A 2,460-nucleotide genomic window follows, 5' to 3' on the forward strand; every position below is an offset into this window, starting at 1 on the left:
CACAAAGGGAGTACACGCTAAACTTGTATTCAAGATAAGGCTGCTCGTCAGCCAGGGAAAGACGGAAGAGGCAAACAATGTGAAGAAGCAATTGCCATTCTACACCGTCACGGCAGGATACAGCGAAAAAAGACAAGCTTACAGTATCACAAGGTACACGCACGTTATCCTGTTGGACATTGACGACCAGCCCGAAGAGAAGTTGGAAGACTTGAGGGAGAAAATCAACAAGGATCCTAACACGCTGGGCAGTTTCCTCACTCCAAAGGCACATGGATTCAAGATATTCGTGTTCCTGCAGACGGAAGATGCCACCACTCTCAGGGAGACATTCTTTAACGGAGAAAAGGATTTTGCTGCGTTGGAGAAATATCACAGGATGATGTATGATGCCTGCAAGGAATACTATGAAAAGTTACTGGGTGTGGAAGTGGACGGAAGCGGAAAGGATATTTCAAGGGGATTCTTCACATCTTTCGATGAAAAGGCATACCTGAATGAAGAACTTATGAAAGAGGTCGATGAGATGCTGACCGGTATTGTGCCGCCTGAAAGACCGCAGACAGGGAGAAAGATGAGTGGAAAGGCGATGAGTGAGAGTGATAAGGTGGTAAGTGATAAGGTGATAAAGGATAAGGCGGAAGCTGAGCCGTGGGAAAGGATGGAATTCAACAAGGCGGTACTCGCAGTAAAGAGGATTGCTAAATTCGAACCGGGAAGCAGGGACAGCTTCATATTCGCTCTGGGAAACAAATGTTATGCAAAAGCATTGGAAGAGGGCGTGGCAATTCGTTTGGCTCAGGAAAATTTCGGCTATGAAGGGTTCGATGTGGCTGTACCCATACATAATGCATACATCTATACCGACAAGACGGAGGAAGCAGCTATCCATCATAAGGAAGAGAAGCCGGATATCATCAACCAAGTACTCGACTTCCTGAAGGCACATTATGATATCCGAAGGAATGTAATACTGGACAGGCTGGAATACCTAAACTTCGATGAGAAAGAAGAGGGATGGAAAGGCAGGTTCCGACCTATGAGGGCAAGAAGCTACAACTCCATATTCCTGGCCTTGCAACTGGCAGGAATCAAGTGTTTCAGGAATTATCTGCAGGCAGTCATTGACTCCACCTATGCAAGGGATTTCAACCCGTTCACAGACTATATAGAAAAACTGGAACCCTGGGATGGGGAGACTGATTATATCGGCCGGCTGGCGGATACGGTACAGGCGGAAGACCAGGAGTTCTGGAAGGAAAGTTTCCGAAGGTGGTTCGTGGGAATGCTGGCATGTGCACTGCAGGACGAGCAGGTCAACCATCTTGTAATCATCCTGTACTCCGAACAGGGAAAAGGAAAAAGTACCTGGATACGCAGGCTGTTACCTCCCCAGTGGAGGGAGTATTACCGGAACGGAATGGTGAACCCGGACAACAAGGACCACCAACTGCTGCTCAGCACGCACCTCATCATCAATATGGAAGAATTCGAAGGGGCCAGGATAGGCGATCTGGCTGGATTGAAACGGGTCATCACACAGGAAAGTGTGACGGAGCGGAAAGCATACGACATGCAGGCATACAATTTCATACGGCATGCATCCTTCATTGCCAGTACGAACAACCGACAGTGTCTGCAGGACATAGGCGGGAACCGGCGTTTCCTCCCCTCCTCCATCATTACGTTGGATTATCGTACACCGGTCAATTATGAGGGGATATATGCACAGGCCTACGCGTTGATAAAGGAAGGATACCGGTACTGGTATGAAGGAGAGGAAATAAACGAACTGAACAGGCATAATGAACTGCACCGCATGAAAGATCCGGTGGAGGAAAACCTGCTCGTATACTTCCGAAAGCCGCAACCGCAGGATTACTGCATAAAGTGGATGCCGGCGGCAGCCATACTCAGCAAGATAGCCATTTACGGAAAGATACAGGTGAACAGGCAGACCATACAGACATTGGTAATGTCACTGGAAAAATACGGTTTCCGGACAAGAAGGAATGGACAGGGAAGCACGGAATATGAAGTGGTGGACATACAAAACGATGAAGTGGACAAGGGATTCAAATAAATGGAACCGGGTATTGTCAGACATAAGTGCATCGCCCGATGCAGATAAGTGAGAAGGCCATCGCAGATATAAACGTTGCCCGATACAGATAAGTGCGCAAGCCAACGCAGATATAAGCGTTCGGCTTGCGCACTTTCATCCCTCTCCCAATTTTAAATTGTAAATTATTCAAAGTCAATTGTTCAGGGTCTTCCCAGGTATCTGAATATCAGTTCCACCTGCATGGAAGTAAATATCTGCTGGCGCTTCTTATATCCTGTCTGAAGCAAGGCTTCGCTTAGTTGCAGGTTATACTTGAACCATTGTGCCAGGCGGTTCAACGCCGACACAGGAGAGATATTCGGAGCATAAGCCTCGGCAAGTTCACGTTTGGAGTA

Annotated in this window: 2 protein-coding genes; one reads left to right on the top strand and one right to left on the bottom strand. The window is 47.6% G+C overall.

What is annotated here, in order from left to right:
* Positions 1-2,083 (top strand): VapE domain-containing protein (locus DWW10_RS17500; protein ID WP_259320502.1); only part of this gene is annotated, 2,083 nt, incomplete at its 5' end.
* Positions 2,084-2,265: 182 nt separating this feature from the next.
* On the opposite strand, the gene DWW10_RS17505 is transcribed toward DWW10_RS17500, so the two are convergent.
* The coding region (locus DWW10_RS17505) for a DUF4248 domain-containing protein (RefSeq protein ID WP_147350476.1) at positions 2,266-2,460 on the bottom strand (195 nt) is incomplete at its 5' end.

Source organism: Bacteroides intestinalis, from assembly GCF_003464595.1.
GTDB lineage: Bacteria > Bacteroidota > Bacteroidia > Bacteroidales > Bacteroidaceae > Bacteroides > Bacteroides intestinalis_A.